This window comes from Streptomyces sp. NPDC006174, assembly GCF_040614075.1.
GTDB lineage: Bacteria > Actinomycetota > Actinomycetes > Streptomycetales > Streptomycetaceae > Streptomyces.
Genome location: NZ_JBEXTJ010000006.1, coordinates 273062 through 299613 on the forward strand (window position 1 = coordinate 273062; position 26552 = coordinate 299613).

Here is a 26552-nt window from a genome sequence, read left to right on the forward strand (position 1 = left end):
AGAATGGCATACCGCCCGGTCGGTACCTAGGGTCTGCGCGGAACTTGTCATCACGGTCTCGCAACCACCGACTTTCACGGGCCCTCGGGGCCCAGCAGCCGGGCCAGTTCGGTGCGGGAGCGGATGGAGAGGGCGGCGAAGACGTTACGGAGGTGATGGTCGACCGTGCGCGGGCTGAGCGAGAGCCGGAGCGCGACCTCGCGGTTGGTGGCCCCTTCGGCGACGCAGCGGGCGATGCGCTGCTGCTGCGGGGTGAGGGCGGCGAGCACGCCGTCCGCGGCGGGCCGCACCAACGGGCCCTGCTCCCCCGCCGCCCGTAACTCACCGGCCGCGCGCTCCGCCCAGGCGCGGGCCGAGCAGCGCTGGAAGGCGACCAGGGCGTCACGCAGCGGGGTGCGGGCCTCGCGGGTACGCCGGCGGCGGCGCAGCCACTGGCCGTACAGGAGCTGGGTGCGGGCCCGTTCGAAGTCGCCGCCGGCTCGTTCGTGGTGGCCGAGGGCCTCGGCGTACCGGGCGTCGGCCTCCTCGGCCGGTGCCAGCAGAGCGCGGCAGCGGGCCAGTTGGGCGGGGGCCTGGGGGTCGGCGGTACGGGTGGTCCACCGGGCGAACTCGGCCACGGCGGCGTGGAGTTCACCCGCCTCCTCGACGGCCCGGCCTGCGAGGACGGCGGCCTCGACATAGCAAGGAACGGCGAGCATCCGCGCGGCGAAGTGGCCTTGCCGTGGTCCCGGACGCACCAGCGGTCCGAGCCGGGCGGCGGCCTCTTCGGAGCGGCCGGCGGCCAGGTCGGCGCGGGCCCTGGCCCAGGTGGCGAGGGTCGCGGCCTGGGCGAGCCCGTGCGGTCCCGCACCGGCCAGTGCGGCGTCGCTGTGGGCGGCGCATGCCTCGGCGGGCCCTTCCACGGAGGCGGCGAGGGCCAGGACGGCGTGGAGGTGGACGGAGCTGTTGGGCTGCCCGGTACGGCGTGCGGCGTGCAGCCCCTCCAGCGCATGGGCGCGGGCGGCGGCGTGGCACCCGGCCCGCAGCTCGGCGTAGGCGAGGTGCTCCAGCGCCTGCGGCAGCAGTGCGTCGGGCCCCTTGGTCCGTACGGCGGCGAGCGCCCGCGCCCCGGTCCGGCAAGCGACGGCGACCTCTCCGAGGACGAGCGCGGCGACTCCGGCGCGGAGGAGGGCGGCGGGTTCGGCGGTCCGGTCCGCCGGCTGCAGGCACTGCCGGAGCAGCGCGTGGCCGGCCTCCGTGCGTCCGGCGAGCACCGCGCACATCCCGCCGCGGTAGGCGGCGAAGGCACGGTCGTACGGGCCCGGCCCGACGCGCCCCATGGCCTCCAGGTAACCGACCGCGTCGCCCGTCACCCAGGCCGCCTCGGCCGCACCGACGAGCGCGTCGAGGGCCCGCCGGTGGTCGTACGGGCCGAGCAGTTCGGCGGCGGCGAGGAGGGCTTCGTGGGCATCGGCGGCGGGCCCGGTGCGCAGGGCCAGCAGGCCGTGCACGTAAGGGGCGAGACCGTGGCGGGGCTCGCCTGCGGAGGGACCGGTCCGGGCCAGGAGGGCGCGCGCGAGGGCCGGGTCGCCGGCGAGAGCCGCCTGCTCGGCCGCCGCCGCGAACCGGGCCGACCGCGCGAGCTGGTCGCCGGTGAGGCCAGCGGCACGCGCGAGGGCCGAGGAGCGTTGGCCGTGGGGGTACGGGGAGGCCGCGGCGGCCTCCAGGCGGGTGGCGAGCGCGTGGTCCGGGCCGGGGGCCGCGCAGGCGAGCTGGACGAGGGAGGCGAGGGGGACGGGATGGTCTCCGGACTCCGCCAGCAGGGCGGCCAGCAGCTCGTGGGTGGCTCGGCGGCGGGCGGGCGGAGCGTGGTGCAGGACCGCACGGGCGTACAGCGGGCGGCTGAAGTGGAGCCGGCTGCCCGCCCGTTGGAGGAACCCGTCGGTGGCGGCCGCGCCGAACAGGACGCCGTCCAGGAAGTCCCGGGGCAGCCCGGTCCGCGTGCCGGCGCGCAACAGGAGCAACGCGTCCGCCCCGGCGCCGGCGGGCTCGTGCTCCTGCGCGGCGGCGGCCAGCAGGAGCAGCGCCCTGGTGTGCGCCGGGAGCCCGTCGAGCCGCTCCGCGTGCGCGGCCAGCACCTCCTCGGCGCCGGGCAGCGGACACGGCAGCGGGGTACGCCCGGCGAGCTGGTCCGGGGTGAGGCGGCCGGTGAGCGCGGTGAGGAGGCGCGGGTTGCCGGCCGCCTCCCGGAGGAGCTCGGCGCGGACGACCGGGTCGAGTCCCTCCGTAACGCCGAAAACCCCTGGCGCACCGCAGAGGCGGCCCTCCGCACCTCCGGCCAGCCGGTCCAGCAACGCCGCCGACGCGTCCTCGTCCAGTGGGCCGAGGCGGAGTGTGGGCAGATCTGCGAAGGCCGGGCCGTCGTCCGCCGTGATCAGGATCGCGAGCCGGCCGGCCGTGTCGAGGCCGCGGGCCGCGGAGATGAGGGCCGTACGGGAAGGCCGGTCCCAGGTGTGCGCGTCGTCGGCGCAGACCAGGAGCGGGCGTCCGGCGGCCAGTTCGCGCAGCGCCTCGGGGCCGGGCAGGCCGCGTTCGTCCGCGTGCAGCACCGGGCCTCGGGTGCGGTGGACGGCGGCCGCCTCGTGGAGCAGTGAGGTGCGGCCGAGGCCGGGCGGCGCCGCCAGCACCAGGGCTCCGCCGTCGCCCTGCCACAGCCGGGCCAACAGGCCTTCCAGGATGGCGAGTTCACCGCTGCGGCCGTACAGCCGGAGCGGACTGTGCACGGTCGTCGATGAGGTCACATCGGCACGGTACGGTCGCCCGAGTGACGGAGGAAGGCGCGCGTCCGGTCAGCGGTGCGGACTCCCAGCCGGACGGCTCCGGTGCTGTGCGCGGGCACAGGACCGGAGCCGCCGGAAGGATCCGTTCTACGACGCGTGCGGGCAGTTGCCCCGGTACTCCGCGATGGTGAGGCTCGGCCGCGGGATCGGGCAGAGGAACTGCTCGTAGCGGGTGTCGTTGTCGATGAAGCGCTTCAGCCACGAAAGGCTGTACTTCGCGATCGTGGTGTCGGACGAGTTCGGCGTGAAGTGCGAGGCGCCCCGCAGCTCCAGGTACGCCTTGTCCAGCGAGCCGGGCAGCGACTCGTAGAACGGCTCGGAGTGCGAGGCCACCGGCGCGACCGTGTCACCGTCCGCGCCCACCACCAGGGTGGGCGTGCGCAGTTCGGGCCAGGTCTTGTCGGTGTTCCAGCCGGTCAGCGGGATGGCCGCCTTCAACGACGTCCGGCTCTTGGCGGCCTCCAGAGAGCCGCCGCCGCCCATCGAGTGGCCCATCACACCGAGCCGGCTCGCGTCGACCCGCGTCCGAACCGAGCTGCGCTGGGTCAGGTAGTCCAGCGCGGACAGGAGTTGGCGGCCCCGGCTGTCGGGCTGGTCGAGCGTGGTGTTGGTGTCGATGGTGAAGACCACGAAGCCCTGTGACGCCAGGCGCGGGCCGAGCCAGGCGATGGAGGACTGGTAGGCGGTGAAGCCCGGCGAGATGACGACCGCGCCGAAGGTGCCGTCGGCGGTGGAGGTCGGGTAGTAGATCGTGCCGCCGCCGAATCCGCTCACCGCGAGCGAGGAGACGGAGGTCTGGGAGGTGGCGTACGAGCCGCGGCTCGCCTCGATGGAGGCGTTGGTGGGGGCCGGGCCGCGCTCGTAGGGGTTGGCTGCGACGGCCTGCGCGCCGGGTGCCAGGCCGGTCAGCAGGAGGCCGGCGGTGGCCGCGGCGGAGGTCAACAGGCCGGTGAGCGTACGGGAGCGGCTCGGGCGTGGCGCCTGTCGGCGTGCGAGGAGGTGCTGCTGCACGGGGGATCCTCTCGGTGGTGGCGGGGGGAACCACACCACGCGAAGGCCCATGAGCCCGTCGTCCGGGGGCTGTCGGGGTGCACCGCGTGGCTGCCGTCGTCGTTCGTCGGCGGTCGCCACTCTCACGGTGCGTCCCGTGCGCACGCATCGGCGGTATCACCGGTCTTGGCGGACCGGTGATACCGCCGAAAGAGATCACATGCCTCAGCGGACCGGCTTTCCGGCCTCCCGCAGCGCGTCCTTGACCTCCGAGATCCGCAGGTCGCCGAAGTGGAACACCGACGCGGCCAGCACCGCGTCCGCGCCCGCCTCGATGGCCGGGGCGAAGTCGGCGAGGCGGCCCGCGCCGCCGGAGGCGATGACGGGGACGGTGACGTGCCTGCGTACCGCCTCGATCATCTCCGTGTCGTAGCCGTCCTTCGTGCCGTCCGCGTCCATCGAGTTGAGCAGGATCTCGCCCGCGCCCAGCTCCGCGGCCCGGTGGGCCCACTCGACGGCGTCGATGCCGGTGCCTTTGCGGCCGCCGTGGGTGGTGACCTCGAAGGTGCCTTCCGGAGTGCGGCGGGCGTCGACCGAGAGCACCAGGACCTGGCGGCCGAAGCGCTCGGCGATCTCGCGGATGAGGTCGGGGCGGGCGATGGCGGCGGTGTTGACGCCGACCTTGTCCGCTCCGGCGCGCAGCAGCTTGTCCACGTCGTCCGGGGTGCGGACGCCGCCGCCGACGGTGAGCGGGATGAAGACCTGTTCGGCGGTGCGGCGGACCACGTCGTACGTCGTCTCGCGGTCGCCGCTGGAGGCGGTGATGTCGAGGAAGGTCAGCTCGTCCGCGCCCTCGGCGTCGTACAGCTTGGCCATCTCGACCGGGTCGCCCGCGTCACGCAGGTTCTGAAAGTTGACACCCTTGACGACCCGGCCGTTGTCGACGTCCAGGCAGGGGATGACCCGTACGGCGAGAGTCACTTCGCGCCTCCTCGGTAGGCCTCGATCTCGACCTCGACGACCAGGCTCGGGTCGACGAACCCGGACACGATGATCATGGAGGCGGCGGGACGTACCGCGTCGAACAGCTCCTTGTGGGCGCGGCCGATGTCGTCCACGTCCCGGGCGTGCGTGAGGTACATCCGGGTGCGGACGACGTCCTCGCGGCCGAGGCCCACCTGCTCCAGCGCCGCGAACGCGACGTCGAAGGCGGTGATCGCCTGCTCGTACGGAGAGCCGGCGGAGATCTCGCCGTTGATCACGGAGGTGCAGCCGGCCACCAGGACGAGGCCGCCCGGGAGTTCGACCGCGCGGGAGTAGCCGAACTTCTCCTCCCAGGGCGCGCCGGTGGAGATCCGGCGTACGGAGGCCGAAGTGGTGGGCTCCGTCATGCGGCTACCGCCTTCAGCGCCTCTTCGAGCGTGAACTCCTTGGCGTACAGCGCCTTGCCGACGATCGCGCCTTCGACGCCTTCGGGGACGAGGAGCGAGATCGCGCGGAGGTCGGCGAGCGAGGAGACGCCGCCGGAGGCGACGACCGGACGGTCGGTGACGGCGCAGACGTCGCGCAGGAGGCCGAGGTTGGGGCCCTGGAGCGTGCCGTCCTTGGCGATGTCGGTGACGACGTACCGCGCGCAGCCCTCGGTGTCGAGGCGGGCGAGCGTCTCGTAGAGGTCGCCGCCGTCGCGGGTCCAGCCGCGGCCGCGCAGGGTGGTGCCGCGGACGTCGAGGCCGACGGCGATCTTGTCGCCGTGCTCGGCGATGACCTTGGCGACCCACTCCGGGGTCTCCAGGGCGGCGGTGCCGAGGTTGACGCGGCGGCAGCCGGTGGCGAGCGCGGCGGAGAGCGAGGCGTCGTCACGGATGCCGCCGGAGAGCTCGACCTTGATGTCCATGGCCCCGGCGACCTCGGCGATCAGATCCCGGTTGTCGCCGGTGCCGAAGGCGGCGTCCAGGTCGACCAGGTGCAGCCACTCGGCGCCGGCGCTCTGCCAGGCGAGGGCGGCCTCCAGCGGCGAGCCGTAGGAGGTCTCGGAGCCGGACTCGCCGTGGACGAGGCGGACGGCCTGGCCGTCGCGGACGTCGACGGCGGGGAGCAGTTCAAGCTTCGGCATTACAGCGTCTCGATCCAGTTGGTCAGCAGCTGGGCGCCGGCATCGCCGGACTTCTCGGGGTGGAACTGGGTGGCCCACAGCGCGCCGTTCTCCACGGCGGCCACGAACCGTTCGCCGTGCGTGGCCCAGGTGACCTTGGGGGCACGGATCTTGGCGTTGGTGACTTCGAGGGACCAGTCGTGCGCCGCGTAGGAGTGCACGAAGTAGTACCGGGCCTCGGGGTCCAGGCCGGCGAAGAGCCGGGAGTCCTCGGGGGCGTCGACGGTGTTCCAGCCCATGTGCGGGACGACGTCGGCCTTCAGCGGGCCGACCGTACCGGGCCATTCGTCCAGGCCCTCGGTCTCCACGCCGTGCTCGATGCCGCGCTCGAACAGGATCTGCATCCCGACGCAGATGCCCATCACGGGACGGCCGCCGGAGAGCCTACGGCCCACGATCCAGTCGCCGCGCGCCCGCTTCAGCCCGTCCATGCAGGCGGAGAACGCGCCGACGCCGGGGACGAGGAGCCCGTCGGCGTTCATCGCGCGGTCGTAGTCGCGGGTGATCTCGACGTCCGCGCCGACGCGGGCCAGCGCCCGCTCGGCGGAGCGGACGTTGCCGAAGCCGTAGTCGAAGACGACGACCTTCTTCTGGTTCTCACTCATGACGTACCTGTCCTCAGTCCCACAGGCCCTGGATCCGCAGGATGCCCGCCACCAGGCACATCACGGAGCCGATCGACAGCAGCACGATGACGCCCTTCGGCATCCCCTGCTTGGCGAAGGAGTAGACGCCGCCGGCCAGGAAGAGGCCGACGACGATCAGGATGGTGTTGAGGCCGGTCACAGCGCGCCCTTCGTGGAGGGCAGGATGCCGGCGGCGCGCGGGTCGTGCTCGCTGGCGTACCGCAGGGCGCGGGCGAGCGCCTTGAACTGGCACTCCACGATGTGGTGGGCGTTGCGCCCGTACGGCACGTGGACGTGCAGCGCGATCTGCGCCTGCGCGACGAAGGACTCCAGGATGTGGCGGGTCATCGTCGTGTCGTACTCGCCGATCATCGGCGCCATCTTCTCGGGCTCGGTGTGCACGAGGTACGGGCGGCCGGAGAGGTCGACGGTGACCTGGGCGAGCGACTCGTCCAGCGGGACGGTGCAGTTCCCGAAGCGGTAGATGCCGACCTTGTCACCGAGGGCCTGCTTGAAGGCGGCGCCGAGCGCGAGCGCGGTGTCCTCGATGGTGTGGTGGCTGTCGATGTGCAGGTCGCCCTCGGTCTTGACCGTGAGGTCGAAGAGACCGTGGCGGCCGAGCTGGTCGAGCATGTGGTCGTAGAAGCCGACCCCGGTGGCGACATCGACCTTTCCGGTGCCGTCGAGGTTGATCTCGACCAGCACGGACGTTTCCTTCGTGGTGCGTTCCACGCGGCCTACGCGGGGGCTCATGCGTCGTGCTCCTTCTTGAGTTCGCGTACCGCATCGAGGAACGCGTCGTTCTCTGCCGGGGTTCCCGCGGTGACCCGCAGCCATCCCGGTACGCCGTTGTCCCGGACCAGGACGCCCCGGTCGAGGATCCGCTGCCAGACGGCGTGGCTGTCGTCGAAGCGGCCGAACTGGACGAAGTTGGCGTCCGACTCGGTGACCTCGTAGCCGGTGGCGCGCAGCTCGGCCACCAGCCGGTCGCGCTCGCTCTTGAGCTGCGCGACGTATCCCAGCAGCGTATCGGTGTGCTCCAGGGCGGCGAGCGCGGTGGCCTGGGTGACGGAGGAGAGGTGGTACGGCAGCCGCACCAGCTGGACCGCGTCGACCACGGCCGGGTCGGCGGCGAGGTAGCCGAGGCGCAGCCCGGCCGCACCGAACGCCTTGGACATGGTCCGCGAGACGATCAGGTTGCGGCGGCCCGCGATCAGCGGGAGCAGCGAGGCGTGGTGGCTGAACTCGCCGTACGCCTCGTCGACGACGGCGATCGACGGTCCGGCGGCCTGCGCGGCGTCGTACAGCGCGAGGACGGTCCCGGCGGCCACGGCGGTGCCGGTCGGGTTGTTGGGCGAGGTGATGAAGACGACCTCGGGCCGGTGCTCGGCGATGGCGGCGCGGGCGGCGTCCACGTCGATGGTGAAGTCCTCGTTGCGCGGCCCGGAGATCCAGCCGGTGCCGGTGCCGCGCGAGATCAGGGCGTGCATCGAGTACGAGGGTTCGAAGCCGATCGCGGTGCGGCCGGGCCCGCCGAAGGTCTGGAGCAGCTGCTGGAGGACCTCGTTGGAGCCGTTGGCGGCCCAGACGTTGGCCGCCGTGACCTCGTGTCCGGCGGTCCGCGTCAGGTAGCGGGCCAGCTCGGTGCGGAGCTCGACGGCGTCCCGGTCCGGGTAGCGGTTGAGGTCGCGCGCGGCCTCGCGGACGCGCTCGGCGATCCGGTCGACCAGGGCTTCGGGAAGCGGGTACGGGTTCTCGTTGGTGTTGAGGCGTACGGGGACGTCGAGCTGCGGCGCTCCGTACGGGGACTGGCCGCGCAGCTCGTCGCGGATGGGGAGCTCGTCCCAGGAGTTGCGGGGGGTGGTGCCGGCGTTCGTCACTGCTGGGGGACCTTCCATCCGAACCGTGCCTTGAGCGCGGCGCCGTGGGCGGGGAGGTCCTCCGCCTCGGCGAGGGTCACGACGTGGTGGGTGACCTCGGCGAGCGCGTCGCGGCTGTAGTCGACGATGTGGATGCCGCGCAGGAAGGACTGCACGGAGAGGCCCGAGGAGTGGCAGGCGCAGCCGCCGGTGGGCAGGACGTGGTTGGAGCCGGCGCAGTAGTCGCCGAGCGAGACCGGCGACCAGGGGCCGACGAAGATCGCTCCGGCGTTGCGGACCCGGTCGGCGACGGCGGCCGCGTCGGCGGTCTGGATCTCCAGGTGCTCGGCACCGTACGCGTCGACGACCTTGAGGCCGTCCGCGATGGAGGAGACCAGGACGATCGCGGACTGGCGGCCGGCGAGCGCGGGCTCGATCCGGTCCTTGACGTGCTTGGTGGCGGCGACCTGCGGGACCAGTTCCGCCTCGGTGGCGGCGGCCAGCTCCTCGGAGTCGGTGACCAGGACGGCGGCGGCCATCGGGTCGTGCTCGGCCTGGCTGATCAGGTCGGCGGCCACGTGCGCCGGGTCGGCGGTGGCGTCGGCGAGGATCGCGATCTCGGTGGGCCCGGCCTCGGCGTCGATGCCGATGCGGCCCTTGAGGAGGCGCTTGGCGGCGGCGACGTAGATGTTGCCGGGGCCGGTGACCAGGTTGACCGGGGCGCACTCCTCGGTGCCGTACGCGAACATCGCGACGGCCTGGGCGCCGCCCGCCGCGTACACCTCGTCCACGCCGAGCAGGGCGCAGGCGGCGAGGATCGTCGGGTGCGGGAGGCCGTCGAAGTCCTTCTGCGGCGGCGAGGCCACGGCGATGCCTTCGACGCCCGCCTCCTGGGCCGGGACGACGTTCATCACGACGGAGGACGGGTAGACCGAGCGGCCGCCGGGGACGTAGAGCCCGACGCGCTCGACCGGGACCCACTTCTCGGTGACGGTGCCGCCGGGAACGACCTGGGTGGTGTGCGTGGTGCGGCGCTGCTCGCGGTGGACGAGGCGGGCGCGGCGGATCGACTCCTCCAGCGCGGCGCGGACGGCTGGGTCCAGCTCGTCCAGCGCCTTGGTCAGCGCCTCGGCGGGCACGCGGACCGACGAGATCCGGGCACCGTCGAACTTCTCCCCCCACTCGATCACTGCCGCGGAGCCACGATGGCGTACGTCCTCGCAGATGGGCCGCACCGTCTCCAGGGCGGCTTCCACGTCGAACTCGGCACGGGGCAGCAGGTCGCGCAGGGCCGCACCCTCGGGGAGGGTGTCGCCGCGCAGATCGATTCGAGAGATCACACCGCAATTCTCGCAGACCGCTCGGGACGCCCGGTCGCCCGTATCACTGGCTGATACATGTCTCGGTACATCTCTCGGCCAACTCGGGCCTGCTCCCTTGTCACTGCTGACCTATAGCTTTCATACCGTCACACAGAGGGAAGAACAGCACTACAGCATGTGTGCACGGAGGGAGCGGCCGTGACCGAGCCGCACGAAGGCGATATCCCGGACGGGCTCAGCGCGGCGGAGCTGGGCATGTGGCAGTCCTTCCGGAACGGGACGACCTATGACTTACGTACGTACGACTCCGCCCGCAACGATCCGTTCGGCCCGCACTCCTGGGGGCCGGAGCGGAGTGTGGGCGCGCGGACGGTGGCGCGGCTGCTGCTGAGCGGGCCGCCGGCGCGGCCGGGCCGGGTGGCGGCGCTCAAGCTTCGCGGGGTGCGGATCACCGGGAAGCTGGATCTGGCGGGCGGGCGGGTCTCGCCGTACGTGGAGCTGACCGGGTGCCGCTTCGAGCAGGAGGTGGTGCTGCCGGAGTGCCACTTCACGACGTTGCGGATGGTCGGCTGTCTGCTGCCGCGGCTGGAGGCGGCCCGGCTGCACACGGAGGGTGATCTGCATCTGCCGCGCTGCCGGATCGACCGGGGCATCCGGCTGACCGACGCGCAGATCGGCACGGATCTGCTGATCAACCAGCTGAGCGTCGGGCCCGACCGGCATGGCCGGGCCTTCGTCGGGGACGGCATGTCGGTGGCCCAGGACCTTCAGGCCGAGATGATCGAGACGCATGGTGAGCTGAGTCTGCGCGGCGCGAAGGTGGGCGGTTCGCTGAGTCTGCGCGGCAGCCATCTGCGGGCGGCGGAGGACCGGCGCGCGCTGAACGCGCCGCAGCTGACGGTGGAGCGCACGCTGTACATGACCGAGGCGTGGGTGAGCGTCGACACCGGGAACCAGGGCACGACACCTCCGTACGGCGTGGTCTACGCACCGACGCCGGCGCGCGGGACGCGGTCGCAGATCTTCGAGTGCAATGGCGGGGTGCGGCTGGACGACGGGCGGTTCGGGGACGCGGTGGACCTGCACAAGGCGCGGTTCTCGATGACGCGGCAGGAGGAGCTGTCGCTGCGCAGGATCGTCACGCCGGAGCTGCGGTTCAACGCGGAGCGGCCGGAGGAGGGCCGGGTCGTGCTGAACGGCGCGAAGGTGGTGACGCTGATCGACCTGTCCACCAGCTGGCCGGGGCCCGGCGGTCTGGCGATGGGCGGTTTCGTCTACGAGAACCTCGTCCCGTACGGCCACTTCCCGCTCTCGCGGCGGCTGGAGTGGGTGTCGGCGGCGACGCCGGAGTACGTCCCCGAGCCGTACGAGCGCCTCGCGACGGTGCTGCGCGGCAGCGGCGAGGACTCCGACGCGCGGGAGGTGCTGCTGGCCAAGCAGCGGCGCCGCCGGGAGACGCTGCCGCCGGCCGCGAAGGCGTGGGGGTATCTCCAGGACTGGACGGTGGCGTACGGGTACCGGCCGGGTCGGGCGGCGGTGTGGATGGCGGTGCTGTGGGCGGCGGGCACGGCGGCCTTCTCGCAGTACGACCCGTTGACGATCAAGAACGACGAGTCGCCGCTGTGGAATCCGGCGCTCTACGCGCTGGACCTCCTCATCCCCGTGGTCAACCTCGGCCAGGACGGCTACTGGCGGATGGAGGGCGGCTGGCAGTGGGCCGCGGCCGCTCTGGTGCTCGTGGGATGGATATTGGCCACGACGGTGGCCGCCGGAGCCTCCCGTCTGCTGCGCAGAGGCTGACCAAAGGGCAGCTCGTACGGGGTGGGGGTGGCCGGGACCGGCAGGTCCGAGAGATCTGCGGGGCCACTGTGGCGGCAGTGACGAGGTGACCGGAGGGTCGTGTTCAAGCCACCACCGGACATTTCCTTTGCCTTTTCTTGACCCGGCCCGATACAACCCATCCACTCGGCACAGAAGCTTCACAGCGCACCCCTGGCGCGGCCCTCACCAGCGCTTTTCAATGGTCTGCACCATGGCCTTCCTTCGCGCTCTGCTCAGTACCGCGCGCATGATCCGGCACAGCCCTCCGCTGTCCGCCGGACTGCCCGCGGATGACGCCGTGCTGCTCGACGCCCCCGACGAGCAGCTCTCCCCGGCGCTGGTGGCGGCCGCCCTCGGCGACCACGAACCGGCCGCCAAACTGCTGGCGACCACCCGGGACGCCGCCGACTGGGAGAACCGCGACCGCTACCTCGGCAGACTCGTCACCTTCGCCCGCCACCGGGACGGCTGGCTCACCGACTGGCTGGCCACGGCCCCGCGCGACCCGGACGCGCTGCTGGTCAAGGCGGAGCTCGCGGTCCGCCGGGCCTGGGAGTCGCCCGCACGCGCGGAGCGGCTCCACGAGGTCGGCCCGCTGATCACGGCCGCCGCCGAGGCGGACCCGCGCGACCCGGTGCCGTGGCGGCTCGCGCTGGACCACGCGCGCGGCAGCCACGCCACCCACACCGCCTTCGAGTCGCTGTGGGAACAGGCGATACGGCGCTCCTCGCACCACTACGGCTGCCATGTGGCGGCGCTGCGCTACCTCTCCGCCGCCTGGTACGGCTCGCACCGCGAGTGCTTCGACTTCGCCGAGCGGGCCGCCGAGGACGCCGTACCGCACTCGCTGGTGCAGGCCCTGCCGGTCCGGGCCGCCTTCGCGCTGCTCCTGGACGCCCAGGCGGTGGGCCGGACCACCTCCGTACTGGAGGAGCGGATCGACGCGGCGGCGGACGCGGCCATCCGGCTGTCGGCCGCCTACCGGCCCGGCGACCCGTGGCCCGCCGAGGTCCGCAACCTCCTCGCGTACGTGCTCCTCGCCCGCGGGCGCTGGGCCGAGGCGCTGGAGCAGTTCACGCTGATCGGACAGCACGCGACGTCGTTCCCGTGGTCCTCGGTCTCCGACGACGCCCTGGGCCGGTTCCTCGACGCACGGGACGGCGCACGGCTCCAGGTGGCCTCCGTGACCCCCTTGCGCGGCCGGGCCGACCGCGGACGTCCGCGTGGCCATTACGCTTGAGCGTTGTGACCACCGCCCGTCTCCCCCTTTTCCCGCTCAACACGGTGCTGTTCCCGGGCCTCGTGCTGCCGCTCAACGTCTTCGAGGAGCGCTACCGCGCCATGATGCGGGAGCTGCTGAAGAGTGACGAGGACGAACCTCGCCGCTTCGTCGTGGTCGCGATCCGCGACGGCCGCGAGACCGCGGTGACGGGCACCGGCATGCCGGACCCCGTCGCCTCCGCGCCTCCCGCCGAGCGCGCTCCGGCCGAGGGCTTCGGCCCCGACCCGATCCAGACCTTCCACCGGGTCGGCTGCGTCGCCGACGCGACGACCATCCGCGAGCGCCCGGACGGCAGCTTCGAGATCCTGGCCACCGGCACCACCCGGGTCCGGCTGATCTCGGTCGACGCGAGCGGCCCGTATCTGAGCGCCGAGATCGAGGAAGTGACCGAGGAGCCGCCCGCCGAGGACGAGGCCGACGAAGCCGGAGCCCTCGCCGAAGGCGTGCTGCGGGCGTTCCGCGCCTACCAGAAGCGGCTGGCCGGAGCGACCGAGCGCTCGCTCGCCACCGGCTCCGAACTGCCGGACGACCCGTCCGTCGTCTCCTACCTGGTCGCGGCCGCCACCGTCCTGGACGTCCCGACCAAGCAGCGCCTCCTCCAGGCCCCGGACACCGCGACCCGCCTGCGCGAGGAGCTGACGCTGCTGCGCCGGGAGACCGCGGTCATCCGCCACCTTCCGTCGCTCCCCGCGCCGGACCTGACCCGCGCCCCGACGCACCCCAACTGACCGAGGACTCCGCACCGGTGGCGAAGAAGCCGAAGAAGCAGTCGGGCGGAACTCCCGCCACGGTCGTCCTGACCCAGGCAGGCACCGCCTTCACGGTCCACGCCTACGACCACGACCCAGCGGCCCCCTCCTACGGCGAGGAGGCCGCCGAGGCCATGGCCGTCTCCCCCGACCGGGTCTTCAAGACCCTGGTCGCCGACGTCGACGGCGAACTGACGGTCGCGGTCGTCCCGGTGGCCGGCTCCCTGGACCTCAAGGCCCTGGCGTCCGCAGTGGGCGGCAAACGCGCCACGATGGCGGACCCGGCAGCGGCGGAACGCACCACGGGCTACGTCCGCGGCGGCATCTCCCCGCTGGGCCAGCGCAAACGCCTGCGTACGGTGCTGGACGCGTCGGCCCGCTCGCACGCCACGATCTGCGTCTCGGCTGGGCGCCGGGGCCTGGAGGTGGAGCTGGCGGCGGAGGATTTGGCGGGGCTGACGGGGGCGGTATTTGCGGAGATCGGGCGCCCCTAGGCCCTGCCGGGGGCGCTGCCCCCGAACCCCCACGCCTCAAGCGCCAAACGGGCTGGGCATGCCGCCCGGCGAATCCAGCCCCTCCGGCGTTTGAGGAGCGGGGTCCGGGGCGGAGCCCCGAAACCAGCCGGTCCGGCGCTTGAGGACGAACGGGGCCCGGGGCAGCGCTCCGGTTTCGGGAAGAGTGGGGTCTCCCCTGCTCGAACGAAGTTGAGAGCTTGGGGATGGGTAGGGGAACAGCCCGCCGCAGGCGCCCCCGCCCGCGCCGCTACGACGCGCCCGGCCCCCCACCCACCGGCGGAGGCGGCGGCGACCCGCCGGGGGACCCAGTCGGTCCACCCCCAGCCGCCCCCTCCCCCGGCTCCCCGTAATACGACCCCCACCCCTGCCCCGCCCACTCCGGCTCCGGCTCCCGCTCCCCGAACGCCGCCGTCAGCAGGACATGCAGGGCCAGCGCCACGAACGGCCACACCAGCACCGCCGCCGCCACCGCGTGCAGCTCCAGCGGCGCGTCGAAGACGACACCCTTGCCGGCCTCCCGCGCCCGGGCCACCACGTCGGAGGACGGTCCCAGCCAGACCCCGACCCGCCAGGCCGCCAGCGAGCCGAGCACACCGCCGAGCGCGAGACCGATCACCACGAGGACCCCGCCCCGCCGCAGCCGCCAGAAGACGGTGGCCGCCGACAGTACGCCGAATCCGGCCGCCAGCAGGACAAACGTTCCGTCCGCGCCGATCGCCTCCTCGCCCTCACTGTTCTCCAGGAAGACGGCGCTGCCGTCGGAGACCAGCGGCACTCGGGGCGCGAGCCACAGCCACAGCAGCCCGAGCGCGACACCGGCGAGCGCCACGAGCACGGTGACCACGGCGGCCTGGCGGAGCTCCGTCGCCGTGTCCGGGTCGTCGGGCGAATCGAACGCGGGCGCGAGGTGGGAGCCCGAGGGCGGGGCCTGCCACGGATCGTAGGGGTCCGGCTGGTGAGGCGGCGTCAGAGGTGCGGTCACCGTGCCATCGTGCCAGGCCACCCTGTGCGGCGCCTCACCGGCTGCCGCACGCGTACGCACGGCACACCACCGGCGTACCGCACGCCACCGACGTACGAACCGCCCCTACCGCACCGCCGCCCGCCGATACGCCCACGTGGCCACCGCCAGCGACAGCACACCCACCGCCGCGCAGACCGCGAGGAAGAGCCCGATCATGCCCCAGTCCGGCGAGGCGTCGAAGGAGCGGGCCAGCGCCTCCACCCCGTACGTCGAAGGCAACAGGTCACGCGCCCACCCCACCGGCTCCGGCAGCCGGTCGGCCGGCAGCACACCGAGCAGCAGCGCGGCGGACATGCCGAGCTGGCCCAGCAGCGTGGCCAGCTCCTGACGCGGTGCGAGCAGTCCGAGCGCGGCGCCGAGGCCGGCCAGTGCGGCGCCGGAGAGCGGGATGACGGCGACCAGGACCCAGAGATGGGTCATCGGGAGCTGGAACAGCACGCTGCCGGTGATCGCCGTGAAGACCGTGCCGGGCACGGTGAACGAGGCGTACGCGGCCGCCGCCCCCAGCACCACCGCGGCCGGCGGCACCGGCAGCGTGGCGTAGTGGTCGAGCCCGCCGCCGGCCCGCAGCTGGCCGAAGTACTGCGCGAGCAGGTTGAGCGCGACGAACGCCACCACCAGCACGCTGGAGCCGGCGACCACCGCACGCGCCTCGGCCCCGCCGTCGACGACACCGCGCATCAGGACCATGATCCCGACGGACTGGAAGGTCGCCACGAAGAGCAGCGGGATCCGGGCGACCCGGGCCCGGGAGAGCTGGGCGCGGTAGACGGCGGCCAGCGAGGGCAGCAGCCGCGCGCGCGGCGCGAGAGGTGCGGGCACGGTCCGCGCGGCGGCGCCGGGACCGGAGGGGCGGGGCAGGGGCCGGACGCGCGAGGGTGCGGTCCTGGCCGGAATGATGCTGGTCACCTGAGGCCGCTCCCCTTACACCCGTCCGGCGCGTCCACCGCGCCCACCGCCACATACCGCATTACGCACAGCGCTTGCGCACCGTTCAGCACCCGCGCCCCGCGTCCCCGGATCCTCACGCCTTCACCAGCCCCTTGCTCGCATTGGCCGCGTCCCCGCCGAGCGCCAGGTACACATCTTCCAGGCTGGGTGTGGCCAGGGTGAAATCGTCGAGCGCGGCGAAGGCCGCGCCGCCCGTCACTGCGGCGACCGCGGCCCGGGCCTCGTCGGGGCCGAGCCGCAGCACCCAGCGCCGGCCGGACTCCTGGGCGGACGGGCGCAGCGCCGCGACCTCCGGGACGTCCAGCGGGGCGCGCTCGCGCCACATGAGCTCGACGCGGACCTCGCCGGCGACCTTCTCCTTGAGGCCGGAAGGGGTGTCGCAGGCGATGACCCGGCCGCGTTCCAGGACGGCGACCCGGTCGAGGACGGTCTCGGCCTCGATGACGTTGTGGGTGACCAGCAGGACGGTGGCGCCGCGCTCGGCCCGGCGGCGGTCGACGGCGGCCCAGACGGCCCGCCGGGCCACCGGGTCCATGCCGGTCGTCGGCTCGTCCAGGACCAGCACCGGCCGGTCCCCGACGAGCGTGGCGGCGAAGCAGGCGAGCCTGCGCTGTCCGCCGGAGAGCTTCTTCAGGGGCCGCCCGGCCAGCTCGGTGAGGCCGAGCTCCTCCAGTACGGCGTCGCGTTCGGCGCGCGCCTCGCGGACGTGGAGGCCGCGCAGCCGTCCGGTGGTCTCGGCGGCCAGCGAGACGGTCAGCTCGTCCAGGGCGGTGGACTCCTGCCCGAGGTAGCCGATCAGCCGGGAGGCCCGCTCGGGATGGCGTACGAGGTCGTGGCCGAGGACTTCGACGGAGCCGGAGTCGGGCCGCATCAGCCCGGTGAGCTGGCGGACCAGCGTGGACTTGCCGGCGCCGTTGGGGCCGAGCAGTCCGAAGATCTCGCCGCGCTCGACGTCGAGGCTGATCCCGTCGGTGGCCCGTACCTCGGGCGTGGCGGGCGCGCCGCGGCGGCCCCGGACGGCGGGATAGGTCTTGACGAGGTCACGCACCGCGCACACGGTGCCGGTGTCGCTCTGCGCCTGTGCTGTGCCCGTACTCACGAGGTACGAGGGTACGGGGTCACATGCCCCGGTTCGCGTCCGGGGCCGTCACGCGTCGCGGGACCCGGCAGGATCCGAGGCATAGGCCCTACTCCGCGGCGGGCACGTGCTCCGCCGCCGCGCGCACGTCGATCTCGCGCCAGAAACCGGCCCGGATCGCATAGCGGTCGTGCTCGTCGATCTGGTCGTCCTTGTGCGCGAGGAGCCCGAAGCGGGCCGCGTACCGCAGGAGTTCGCCGTCGATGCGGTGCGGGATGCGCGGGTACATGGTGGAGAGCTTCTGCAGGTGGACGGTCTCCGGGAGCCGTTCCATCCAGCGCCGGGCGAAGACCTGTCCCACCTCGAAGGGGTCGCCGCCGACGGTGGTGATGTCCTCCTCCCGGTCGGCCCAGCGCTGTTCGGCGCTGGTGACCTGGGCGAGGGTCGGCAGGGAGGCGGTCTCGGCCGGTTCGCCGAGGGGGCCGCCGCGCTCGACCCAGCCCTTGTCGGAGGACCAGCGCAGGGTCGCGTTGGCGGGGGTCGCGTTCTGGGCGGCCGTCCGGTCCGGGTGGGTGGCGTGGGCGCGGAGTGCGGCGAGGTCCTTGGGGGTGGGGACGGTCTTGTGGCCGGGGACCGGCGGGGTTTCGGAGGGTTCGGTCTCGGCGGGTGCGGCGGGGCCGTTGCGGGCGGCGGCGGCCTGGGCCGCTTCGGAGGCCCGCTCGGCGGAGGCTGCGAGCGCGGCCTCCGGCAGCGGCGCGGAGAGGATGGCGGCGATCTCGGGGCGCGGGGCGGGCGGCGGCGGGCAGCTGCCGCCGGTGTCCTTGGCGCGGACGGCCTTGGTGATCCAGGCCCGGTCGAGGACGCGGCGCTCGTCCGCCTCGGCGACGAGGTCCTCGGACTGGTTGTAGTCGCCGTCGGCGGCCTGGACGGCCCAGAGGTGGACGGCGACGCCGTGCTCCTTGGCGGACATCAGGCCCGGCAGCAGGTCGCCGTCGCCGGTCACCAGGACCACGTCCGAGCAGGCCCGGTTCCTGGCCAGCTCGGTGAGCTCGGCGTGCATGGCGGCGTCCACGCCCTTCTGCGCCCACCGTCCGTCGCTGCGGGTCAGGGCTCCCAGCCGTACGGTCACCCGGGGCATCACCCGGAGCCTGCGGTGCTCGGGCTGGGGCACGCGGTCAGGGGCGCCGTCGAACCAGTAGATCCGCAGCAGCGGCTGCTGCGTATCGGCCTCGGCGCGCTCGCGCAGCCCCTGGATGAGGGCCGCGTGGTCGACGGTGATCCGGGAACGGGCGGGCTCTCCGGCCAGCAGACTCGCGGCTGCGCCCAGCAAGTAGCCGGCGTCCACCAGGACGACGCAACGGTCCACGCGTTCCACCCTCTTCCAGGAGTTCGGGAACGGTTCAGCGGCCCGCCCCTCGATGACCGGGTCCGCTTACCCAGGGTTTTCTTCGAGTCTGCCCGACCGCACAAGGGTTAACGGCCGGAACTCGATCATCGGCGTGGCGAATAGGGAAAGGGCTGGAAAAGGTCTGGGGCGGGAGGCCGAACGGTCCTCACTGCGGATACCGCTACGCACGGTAATGATCCAACATGCACGGTTTGCGGCGCTATGTGAGTCTGACGATGGTCCTGGCCCCCCAGGATTCCCCACAGGAGGCATTCACCATGGCCAAGAACAAGAACCGCAAGCAGGGCAGCCAGCACGATCGCTCGTCCGCGTCGGAGCGTAGCGCCGAGCAGGCCAAGTCGACGGCGTACGAGTCGCAGACCCAGCCGCAGACGCAGTCCCAGGGCAGCCCGTCCGACGTGGCGCGCAAGCACCAGCGGCGCTTCGGTCACAACTGACCGCGTCGACCGCTCGCGGTCACAGGACGAGAAACGAGAGGGGCGTCCCGCAGGTGCGGGACGCCCCTCTCGTCGTATGCCGTCCTGAAAAAGCTCAGCCGGCCAGGCAGGACGGGCCGAGCAGCACCTTCAGATCGCCGAAGAGGGCCGAATCGGCCTTGACCCGGTGCCGGTCGAGCCGGAGCACGGTGGTCTTGCGGGGGCCCTGGAGTTTGATGCGTACCTCGGTGTCGCCGCGGTGGTGGCTGAGCACCTCGCCGAGCCGGGTGACCATGGGCGGGGTGATCTTCACGGTCGGGATGGTGAGGATGACCGGTGCGTTGGTGCCGGCGTTGGAGATGTCCGGGACCTGCATCTCCATGGCGACCAGCCGCGGTACGTCCTCGCGCTTGTCGAGCCGTCCCTTGACGAAGACGACGGTGTCCTCGACGAGCTGGGTGGAGACCAGCTGGTAGGTGGCGGGGAAGAACATGCACTCGATGGAGCCCGCCAGGTCCTCCACGGTGGCGATGGCCCAGGCGTTGCCCTGCTTGGTCATCTTGCGCTGGAGGCCGGAGATGATGCCGCCGACGGTGACGATCGCGCCGTCGCCGTAGTCCCCGCCCATGAGCTGCGAGATCGAGGAGTCGGCCTTGTCGGACAGCACGTGCTCCAGACCGAACAGCGGGTGGTCGGAGACGTACAGGCCGAGCATCTCCCGCTCCTGGGCGAGCAGATAGGCCTTCTCCCACTCGACGTCGGAGAACTCCACGTCGAGACCGAAGCCCGGCTCGCCGCTCTCCTCCTCGCCGCCGCCGAACAGGTCGAACTGTCCCTCGGCCTCCTTGCGCTTGACCTGCACCACGTTGTCGATCATCGGCTCGTGGTGCGCGACGAGGCCCTTGCGGGTGTGGCCCATCTCGTCGAAGGCGCCGGCCTTGATCAGCGATTCGACGGTGCGCTTGTTGCAGACGACCGCCTCGACCTTGTCCAGGAAGTCGGGGAAGGAGCTGTACTTCCCCTTCGCCTTGCGGGACCGGATGATCGAGTCCACGACGTTCTGGCCGACGTTGCGGATGGCGGTCAGGCCGAAGAGGATCACGTCGTCGCCCTGGGCGGCGAAGTTGGACAGCGACTCGTTGACGTTCGGCGGCAGCACCTTGATGCGCATGCGGCGGCACTCGTTGAGGTAGACCGCGGACTTGTCCTTGTCGTCCTTGACCGAGGTCAGCAGGGCGGCCATGTACTCGGCGGGATAGTTCGCCTTGAGGTAGGCGGTCCAGTAGGTGACCAGGCCGTACGCCGAGGAGTGCGCCTTGTTGAACGCGTATCCGGCGAACGGCACCAGGACGTCCCACAGCGCCTTGATCGCCGCGTCGGAGAAGCCCTTCTCCTTGGCGCCCTTCTCGAAGAGGACGAAGTTCTTCGCCAGCTCCTCGGGCTTCTTCTTGCCCATCACGCGGCGCAGGATGTCGGCCTCGCCGAGCGAGTAGCCGGCGACGATCTGGGCGGCCTTCTGGACCTGCTCCTGGTAGACGATCAGGCCGTAGGTGAGGCCGAGGACCTCCTTGAGGGGCTCCTCCAGCTCCGGGTGGATCGGCGTGATCTCCTGGCGGCCGTTCTTGCGCTCCGCGTAGTTCGTGTGCGAGTTCATACCCATCGGGCCCGGCCGGTAGAGGGCCGAGACGGCGGAGATGTCCTCGAAGTTGTCGGGCTGCATCTGGCGGAGCAGGGAGCGCATCGGCCCGCCGTCGAACTGGAAGACGCCGAGTGTGTCACCGCGGCAGAGCAGTTCGTACGTCTTCGGGTCGTCCAGCGGCAGCGAGAGCATCTCCAGGTCGATGCCCTTGTTGGACTTCACCATCTTGATGGCGTCGTCCATGATCGTCAGGTTGCGCAGGCCGAGGAAGTCCATCTTCAGCAGGCCGAGCGACTCGCACTGCGGGTAGTCCCACTGCGTGATGGTGACGCCGTCGGTGTGCCGGACCCAGACCGGTGCGTGATCGACGATCGGCTCGCTGGACATGATGACGCCGGCGGCGTGCACGCCCATCTGCCGGACCAGGCCCTCGACACCCTTCGCGGTGTCGATGACCTTCTTGACGTCCGGCTCGCTCTCGTACATCCCCCGGATCTCGCCCGCCTCGCTGTAGCGCGGGTGCTTGGGGTCGGTGATGCCGTTGAGGTCGATGCCTTTGCCGAGGACGTCGGCCGGCATCGCCTTGGTGAGGCGGTCGCCCATCGCGTACGGGTAGCCCAGCACGCGGGCCGAGTCCTTGATGGCGTTCTTCGCCTTGATCTTGCCGTACGTGCCGATCATGGCGACCTTGTCGGCGCCGTACTTCTCGGTCACGTACCGGATCACCTCGACGCGCCGGCGCTCGTCGAAGTCGATGTCGACATCCGGCATGGAGACGCGCTCGGGGTTGAGGAACCGCTCGAAGATCAGCCCGTGCTCGATCGGGTCGAGGTCGGTGATGCCCATCGCGTACGACACGATCGAACCGGCCGCCGAACCCCGGCCGGGGCCCACCGCGATGCCGTTGTTCTTGGCCCACATGATGAAGTCCGCGACGACCAGGAAGTATCCCGGGAACCCCATCTGGATGATGATGTCCATCTCGTATTCGACCTGCTTCTGCCGGTCGTCGGGGACGCCGGCCGGGAAGCGGCGCTGCATGCCCTTGCGCACTTCCTCCTGGAACCAGGTGACCTCCGTGAAGCCGTCCGGGATCTCGAACTTCGGCATGAGGTTCTTCGCCTCGAACATGCCGGAGGTGTCGATCTGCTCGGCGACCAGAAGGGTGTTGGCGCACCCCTGCTGCCAGGCGTCGGAGGAGTCGACGGCGTACATCTCGTCCGTCGTCTTGAGGTAGTAGCCGGTGCCGTCGAAGCGGAAGCGGTCCGGGTCGGAGAGGTTCTTGCCGGTCTGGATGCAGAGCAGGGCGTCGTGGGCGGTGGCCTCGTGCGCGTACGTGTAGTGGGAGTCGTTGGTGACCAGCGGCGGGATGTCGAGCTTCTTGCCGATCTCCAGCAGCCCGTCACGGACCCGGCGCTCGATCTCGATGCCGTGGTCCATCAGCTCCAGGAAGTACTTGCCCTCGCCGAAGATGTCCTTGTAGTCGGAGGCCGCCTGCACCGCCTCGTCGAACTGGCCGAGCCGCAGCCGGGTCTGCACCTCGCCGGAGGGGCAGCCGGTGGAGGCGATGAGGCCCTCGGACCACTGGGAGATGGTCTCCTTGTCCATCCGGGGCCACTTCTGGAGCCAGCCTTCGGCGTACGCGTCGGAGGAGAGCCGGAAGAGGTTGTGCAGCCCGGTCCTGTTCGACGCCCAGATCGTCTTGTGGGTGTAACCACCGGATCCGGACACATCGTCGCGCTTCTGGTGCGGCTGTCCCCACTGCACCTTCCGCTTGTGTTTGCGCGACTCCGGAGCGACGTACGCCTCGATGCCGATGATCGGTGTGACGTTCGCCTTCTTCGCCGAGTGGAAGAAGTCGTAGGCCCCGTGGAGGTTGCCGTGGTCGGTCATCGCGATGTGCGTCATGCCCATCTCGTTGGCCGCTTCGAACATGTCCTTGAGCCGCGCCGCACCGTCCAGCAGCGAGTACTGGGTGTGAACGTGCAGGTGCGTGAAGGGCGGCTTGGTCACGGCGTCGGGCCTCCGGGAAGTCGGGCGATGACGGACGGGGGGACAGCGTGGAAGTCTACGACGTGACGGAGTCCGGCGACGGGCACTCCCGGCTTCCGCCGAGCGTTGGAGAGAGCGGGACGGGTGTCCGTTTTGTCATGCACTCGGTCACGCTCGCCATCGGGCGGACCCGGGCCCGGCCAGCCACGCCAACGACAGCAGGAGGCAGCAAGAGATGTCGGAAACGCAGACCGGCGCAGCGCAGCGCGGGGAGCAGATTCTCGCCGTTCTCGACACCGCCTTCGGGGAGCTGCTGGCCGCCGATCCGGCCGCCTTCCGGGTCAAGTTCCGCAAGATGGCGGGCTCGGCCTTCGCCTTCTACCGGGGCACGGCCTGCCTGTTCTACACCGACCTGGAGCGTGAGCAGCGCGGCGGCCCGTATCTGGACGAGCGCACGGGCCGGGTCTGGATCCACGGTGATCTCCACGCGGAGAATTTCGGCACCTACATGGACGCCAACGGCCGCCTCGTCTTCAACGTCAATGATTTCGACGAGGCGTACGTGGGCCCCTTCACCTGGGACCTGAAGCGGTTCGCCGCCTCCGTCGCGCTCATCGGGTACGCGAAGGCGCTGGCCGACGAGCAGATCACCGACCTGGTCCGGATCTTCGCCGCCGCCTACCGGGAGCGGATCCACGCACTGGCGACGGGTGCGAAGAACGACGAGGTGCCGCCCTTCACGCTGGACACGGCCCAGGGCCCGCTGCTGGACGCGCTGCGCGCCGCCCGCTCGCTGACCCGGTTCTCGCTGCTGGACTCGATGACGGTGATCCGCGACTTCGAGCGCCGCTTCGCGGACGGCGGGGGCGCGATCGACCTGGACGCCGCCACGCGGTACAAGGTGCTGGCCGCGTTCGACGGCTATCTGGAGACGCTGCCGGAGTCGAGCCTGACCCGTCCCGACTCCTACCGGGTCAAGGACGTGGTGGGCCGCCGGGGCATCGGCATCGGATCGGCGGGGCTGCCGTCGTACAACATCCTTCTGGAGGGCAACACCGACGCCTTGGAGAACGATGTGGTGATCTACCTCAAGCAGGCGCAGACCCCGGCCGTCTCCCAGCACATCACGGACGCCGCCGTGCGGGACTACTTCCAGCACGAGGGGCACCGCACGGTGATCTCGCAGCGCGCGCTCCAGGCGCACGCGGACCCGTGGCTGGGCTGGACCGAGCTGGACGGCGCCGGCCAGCTGGTCGCCGAGGTCTCGCCGTACGCGGTCGATCTGGACTGGTCCGAGATCGACGAGGTGGACGAGATCGCGGCGGTCGTCGCCGACCTCGGCCGGGCGACGGCGACGATGCACGCGGCGGCGGACGACGAGAGCGGTCACTCGCTGGTGCCGTTCTCCACGGAGCGCGCGATCGACGCGGCCATCGCGGCCGACGAGGAGGGGTTCGGCGAGCTGCTGGTCGACTTCGCCCACAGCTACGGGGCCCGGGCCCGCGCGGATCACCAGATCTTCGTGGATCTGTTCCGCAACGGCAGGATTCCGGGGCTGTAGGCCGCGCGCACCTGGCCGTGCCGTGACTCTCAGCTTCTTTTAAGGTCCGCTTACCTCCGCACATGACACACTTTCCGGCGATGGACATCTCAGGTACGCAGCTCAGGGTGGTGCGCGCGGCGCTGTTCGCCGCGCTCGTCGTCACCCTGTCCACCGCGTCCCATGTGCTGCTCTCCGGAGTGCCGCTGCCGCTGACCGCGGTGGCACTCCTCGCGGCCGTCGTCTTCACCGTGGCGTACGCGCTGGCCGGCCGGGAGCGCGGCTTCGGCGCCATCGCCGGGCTGCTCGTGCCGCTGGAGCTCGCGGCCGACACGCTCTTCACCACCGGCCAGCACCTCTGTTACGGGGCGGCCGGCGGGCCCATCGCGGGCCCGCTGCGCGCGGTGGGCTTCGACGTGCTCTGCGGAGGCGGCGAGGTCGGCGCGACCGGGGCGCGGATCGCGGGCGTCGGCGCGGTGGGCACGCCGCTCGCCGGGATGACCGGCGCGGGCGACCGCGCGGCGGCCCTGCTGGCGCAGCCGGGTCCGGCCGTGCCGTGGCTGCTGCTCGCCGCGCATGTGGCCGTCGGACTACTCGCCGCCGCCTGGCTGCGGCGCGGCGAGGCGGCGCTGGCGGGTCTGGTGCGCACGGCGGCGCTGGTGGCGTTCCGGCCGCTGCTCACCGCGGTCGCCGTGGTGCGCGGAACCGTCCGGTCCGCTCCCCGTCTCCCGCGCGCCGCCGGGCGCGTGCACCCGCTCTCCCCGGCCCGCTTCCCCGTGCACTCCGTGGGACGGAGGGGGCCGCCGCTCACCGCGTACGCCGCCGCTGCCTGAGGGCAGCACGGCCGGCGCCGAGCAGCACCCCTTCCACTCCCCACACTTCACGGAGAACGATCATGAGCAAGCGCAACACCCACCAGAACAAGGCAGCGGCCCGTGAGCGGCTGCGCGCCGAGCGCGAGGCGCAGGCCAAGAAGGACAGGACCCGCAAGCAGCTCGTCGTCGGCGTCTCGGTCGTCGCGGCCCTCGCCGTCGTCGGCGGTATCAGCTACGGCGTGATGCAGCTGAACAAGCCGTCCGCCTGGGAGGCCGCCGCCGACGCGAAGAACGTCAGCGCGCCGAAGAACACCTCGGGCACCGACGGCACCACCGTGGTGATCGGCAAGTCCGACGCCAAGAAGACGCTGGAGCTGTACGAGGACTCCCGCTGCCCGGTCTGCGCCACGTTCGAGCAGGGCGTCGGCGAGACCGTCGCGAAGGACGTCGAGGCCGGCAAGTACAAGGTCAAGTACGTCGGTGCGACCTTCATCGACAACACCGACAACGGCGAGGGCTCCAAGAACGCCCTCAGCGCGCTCGGCGCCGCGCTGAACGTGAGCCCCGAGGCGTTCATGGACTACAAGGCCGCGCTGTACTCCGCGAAGTTCCACCCGCAGGAGAGCGAGGACAAGTTCGCCAAGGACGGCTACCTCATCGAGGTCGCCGACTCGGTGGACGCGCTGAAGGGGAACAAGGCCTTCCAGAAGGACGTGGAGGACGGTACGTACGACGGCTGGGCGATGAAGATGTCCGAGGCGTTCGGCAAGAGCGGCGTGGAGGGCACGCCGACGCTGAAGATGGACGGCAAGAAGGTCACGGCGGAGGGCAGCGACAACGCTCCGATGACGGCGGCCGACTTCACGGCGGCGGTGGACAAGGCGCTGAAGGCGTAACGCCTCCGGGCGGGCGGCACGTGCCCTGTTCGCCCGCCGTCAGGCCCCTACAGCGTGGCCAGGAAGCCGAGCGCGACCTTCCAGGTCTGCTCGGCGGCCGCCTGGTCGTAGTCGTGGCGGTCGGGGTCGGTGAACAGGTGGCCGGCCCCGGGATAACGGTAGATCTCCACGTCCGCGCCGGTGCGCTGCATCTGGAGGTACCAGCTGTTCAGCCAGTCGTGGGACTCGAAGGGGTCCGGGTCCGCGACGTGCAGCTGGACCGGAAGCTCCTCCACCGCGGCGTTCTCCGCGATGTCCGAGGTGCCGTGGAAGAGCAGCAGCCCGCGCGCCTTCGCGTCGCCGAGCGCCAGGGTCTGCGCGGTCGCCGCGCCGAGGGAGAAACCGGCGTAGACGAGCCCTTGGTCGGAGTAGGGCGCCGCGGCCAGGACCGCGCGCTTCAGCAGCTCCTCCTTGCCGACCTCCTCCTTGAAAGCCATGCCCTCCTCCACCGTGTCAAAGGTGTGCCCCTCGAAGAGATCGGGCACGCGCACCTCGTGGCCGGCGTCCCTCAGACGTGCGGCCGCGGCGTGCACTGCGAGCGTGAGCCCGTAGGTCGAGTGGAAAAGCATGATGTTCATGAGGCCCATGGTGCCAGTTACGCCTCAATGCTTGGAGGACC

The 26552-nt window shown here is 71.8% G+C and carries 24 protein-coding genes; 8 read left to right on the forward strand and 16 right to left on the reverse strand.

Going from position 1 to position 26552, the window contains the following annotated elements; all coding sequences use genetic code 11:
* Positions 1–74: 74 nt before the first annotated feature.
* The 10 genes from ABZ267_RS15930 to hisD all read right to left on the reverse strand — a co-directional run bounded on the left by ABZ267_RS15930 (position 75) and on the right by hisD (position 9786).
* Entirely contained in the window at positions 75–2780 is a 2706-nt protein-coding gene (locus tag ABZ267_RS15930; protein ID WP_356748801.1) for a LuxR C-terminal-related transcriptional regulator, read from the reverse strand.
* 126 nt (positions 2781–2906) lie between these two features.
* On the reverse strand, positions 2907–3830 hold the full coding sequence (locus ABZ267_RS15935) for an alpha/beta hydrolase (RefSeq protein WP_356748802.1): 924 nt from the start codon (positions 3828–3830) through the stop codon (positions 2907–2909).
* A gap of 204 nt (positions 3831–4034) precedes the next feature.
* A complete protein-coding gene (gene hisF, locus ABZ267_RS15940; RefSeq protein ID WP_356748804.1) occupies positions 4035–4790 on the reverse strand; it encodes an imidazole glycerol phosphate synthase subunit HisF in 756 nt (251 codons plus the stop codon).
* The gene (locus tag ABZ267_RS15945; protein ID WP_356748806.1) at positions 4787–5200 is read right to left on the reverse strand and encodes a RidA family protein; all 414 of its coding nucleotides are present in this window, start codon (positions 5198–5200) and stop codon (positions 4787–4789) included. Before ABZ267_RS15945 ends, hisF begins: the two co-directional genes overlap by 4 nt.
* Positions 5197–5922, reverse strand: coding sequence for a bifunctional 1-(5-phosphoribosyl)-5-((5-phosphoribosylamino)methylideneamino)imidazole-4-carboxamide isomerase/phosphoribosylanthranilate isomerase PriA (gene priA, locus ABZ267_RS15950; protein WP_356748808.1), 726 nt, complete (start codon positions 5920–5922; stop codon positions 5197–5199). Before priA ends, ABZ267_RS15945 begins: the two co-directional genes overlap by 4 nt.
* Positions 5922–6566: an imidazole glycerol phosphate synthase subunit HisH gene (gene hisH / locus ABZ267_RS15955; protein WP_356748810.1), complete on the reverse strand. Its 645-nt coding sequence runs from the start codon at positions 6564–6566 to the stop codon at positions 5922–5924. Before hisH ends, priA begins: the two co-directional genes overlap by 1 nt.
* A 13-nt stretch (positions 6567–6579) precedes the next feature.
* Entirely contained in the window at positions 6580–6747 is a 168-nt protein-coding gene (locus ABZ267_RS15960) for a hypothetical protein (RefSeq protein WP_003969742.1), read from the reverse strand.
* Positions 6744–7340 (reverse strand): imidazoleglycerol-phosphate dehydratase HisB, encoded by a 597-nt coding sequence (gene hisB / locus ABZ267_RS15965; RefSeq protein ID WP_015607963.1) that lies wholly within the window; start codon positions 7338–7340, stop codon positions 6744–6746. The genes ABZ267_RS15960 and hisB overlap by 4 nt, the downstream gene beginning before the upstream one ends.
* Positions 7337–8467 (reverse strand): histidinol-phosphate transaminase, encoded by a 1131-nt coding sequence (locus ABZ267_RS15970; protein ID WP_356748812.1) that lies wholly within the window; start codon positions 8465–8467, stop codon positions 7337–7339. The genes hisB and ABZ267_RS15970 overlap by 4 nt, the downstream gene beginning before the upstream one ends.
* Positions 8464–9786 carry a histidinol dehydrogenase gene (gene hisD / locus ABZ267_RS15975; RefSeq protein ID WP_356748814.1) on the reverse strand — a complete coding sequence of 441 codons (1323 nt, stop codon included), beginning with the start codon at positions 9784–9786 and terminating at the stop codon, positions 8464–8466. The genes ABZ267_RS15970 and hisD overlap by 4 nt, the downstream gene beginning before the upstream one ends.
* A 180-nt stretch (positions 9787–9966) precedes the next feature.
* Here hisD and ABZ267_RS15980 point away from each other — a divergent pair, with 180 nt between their 5' ends.
* From ABZ267_RS15980 to ybaK, 4 genes are all read left to right on the forward strand, one after another.
* On the forward strand, positions 9967–11568 hold the full coding sequence (locus ABZ267_RS15980) for an oxidoreductase (protein ID WP_356748816.1): 1602 nt from the start codon (positions 9967–9969) through the stop codon (positions 11566–11568).
* Positions 11569–11788: 220 nt separating this feature from the next.
* Positions 11789–12829, forward strand: a complete 1041-nt coding sequence (locus tag ABZ267_RS15985) for a hypothetical protein (RefSeq protein WP_356748818.1) — start codon at positions 11789–11791, stop codon at positions 12827–12829.
* A 5-nt stretch (positions 12830–12834) separates the two neighbouring features.
* Positions 12835–13599 carry an LON peptidase substrate-binding domain-containing protein gene (locus ABZ267_RS15990; protein WP_356748820.1) on the forward strand — a complete coding sequence of 255 codons (765 nt, stop codon included), beginning with the start codon at positions 12835–12837 and terminating at the stop codon, positions 13597–13599.
* Positions 13600–13616: 17 nt separating this feature from the next.
* Entirely contained in the window at positions 13617–14114 is a 498-nt protein-coding gene (gene ybaK, locus ABZ267_RS15995; RefSeq protein ID WP_356748822.1) for a Cys-tRNA(Pro) deacylase, read from the forward strand.
* Between the two features lie 268 nt (positions 14115–14382).
* Here ybaK and ABZ267_RS16000 read toward each other — a convergent pair whose 3' ends face one another.
* The 4 genes from ABZ267_RS16000 to ABZ267_RS16015 form a co-directional block, all read right to left on the reverse strand.
* On the reverse strand, positions 14383–15138 hold the full coding sequence (locus ABZ267_RS16000; protein ID WP_356748823.1) for an ABC transporter permease: 756 nt from the start codon (positions 15136–15138) through the stop codon (positions 14383–14385).
* 84 nt (positions 15139–15222) lie between these two features.
* Positions 15223–16068 carry an ABC transporter permease gene (locus ABZ267_RS16005; RefSeq protein WP_356748825.1) on the reverse strand — a complete coding sequence of 282 codons (846 nt, stop codon included), beginning with the start codon at positions 16066–16068 and terminating at the stop codon, positions 15223–15225.
* Positions 16069–16183: 115 nt separating this feature from the next.
* On the reverse strand, positions 16184–17167 hold the full coding sequence (locus ABZ267_RS16010; RefSeq protein ID WP_084753379.1) for an ABC transporter ATP-binding protein: 984 nt from the start codon (positions 17165–17167) through the stop codon (positions 16184–16186).
* Between the two features lie 130 nt (positions 17168–17297).
* Entirely contained in the window at positions 17298–18563 is a 1266-nt protein-coding gene (locus tag ABZ267_RS16015) for an NYN domain-containing protein (protein WP_356748827.1), read from the reverse strand.
* 290 nt (positions 18564–18853) lie between these two features.
* Here ABZ267_RS16015 and ABZ267_RS16020 point away from each other — a divergent pair, with 290 nt between their 5' ends.
* On the forward strand, positions 18854–19033 hold the full coding sequence (locus ABZ267_RS16020) for a hypothetical protein (RefSeq protein ID WP_356748829.1): 180 nt from the start codon (positions 18854–18856) through the stop codon (positions 19031–19033).
* Between the two features lie 94 nt (positions 19034–19127).
* On the opposite strand, the gene dnaE is transcribed toward ABZ267_RS16020, so the two are convergent.
* Complete coding sequence (gene dnaE / locus ABZ267_RS16025; protein WP_356748831.1) at positions 19128–22664, reverse strand: DNA polymerase III subunit alpha; 3537 nt, start codon at positions 22662–22664, stop codon at positions 19128–19130.
* Positions 22665–22878: 214 nt separating this feature from the next.
* On the opposite strand from dnaE, the gene ABZ267_RS16030 reads away from it, so the two are divergent.
* The 3 genes from ABZ267_RS16030 (at position 22879) to ABZ267_RS16040 (ending at position 25894) form a co-directional block, all read left to right on the forward strand.
* Positions 22879–24204, forward strand: coding sequence for a DUF2252 domain-containing protein (locus ABZ267_RS16030; RefSeq protein WP_356748833.1), 1326 nt, complete (start codon positions 22879–22881; stop codon positions 24202–24204).
* 80 nt (positions 24205–24284) lie between these two features.
* Positions 24285–25016: a hypothetical protein gene (locus ABZ267_RS16035; protein WP_356748835.1), complete on the forward strand. Its 732-nt coding sequence runs from the start codon at positions 24285–24287 to the stop codon at positions 25014–25016.
* 62 nt (positions 25017–25078) lie between these two features.
* A complete protein-coding gene (locus ABZ267_RS16040; RefSeq protein ID WP_356748837.1) occupies positions 25079–25894 on the forward strand; it encodes a DsbA family protein in 816 nt (271 codons plus the stop codon).
* A gap of 47 nt (positions 25895–25941) precedes the next feature.
* On the opposite strand, the gene ABZ267_RS16045 is transcribed toward ABZ267_RS16040, so the two are convergent.
* Positions 25942–26520 (reverse strand): dienelactone hydrolase family protein, encoded by a 579-nt coding sequence (locus tag ABZ267_RS16045; protein ID WP_356748839.1) that lies wholly within the window; start codon positions 26518–26520, stop codon positions 25942–25944.
* Positions 26521–26552 lie beyond the last annotated feature (32 nt).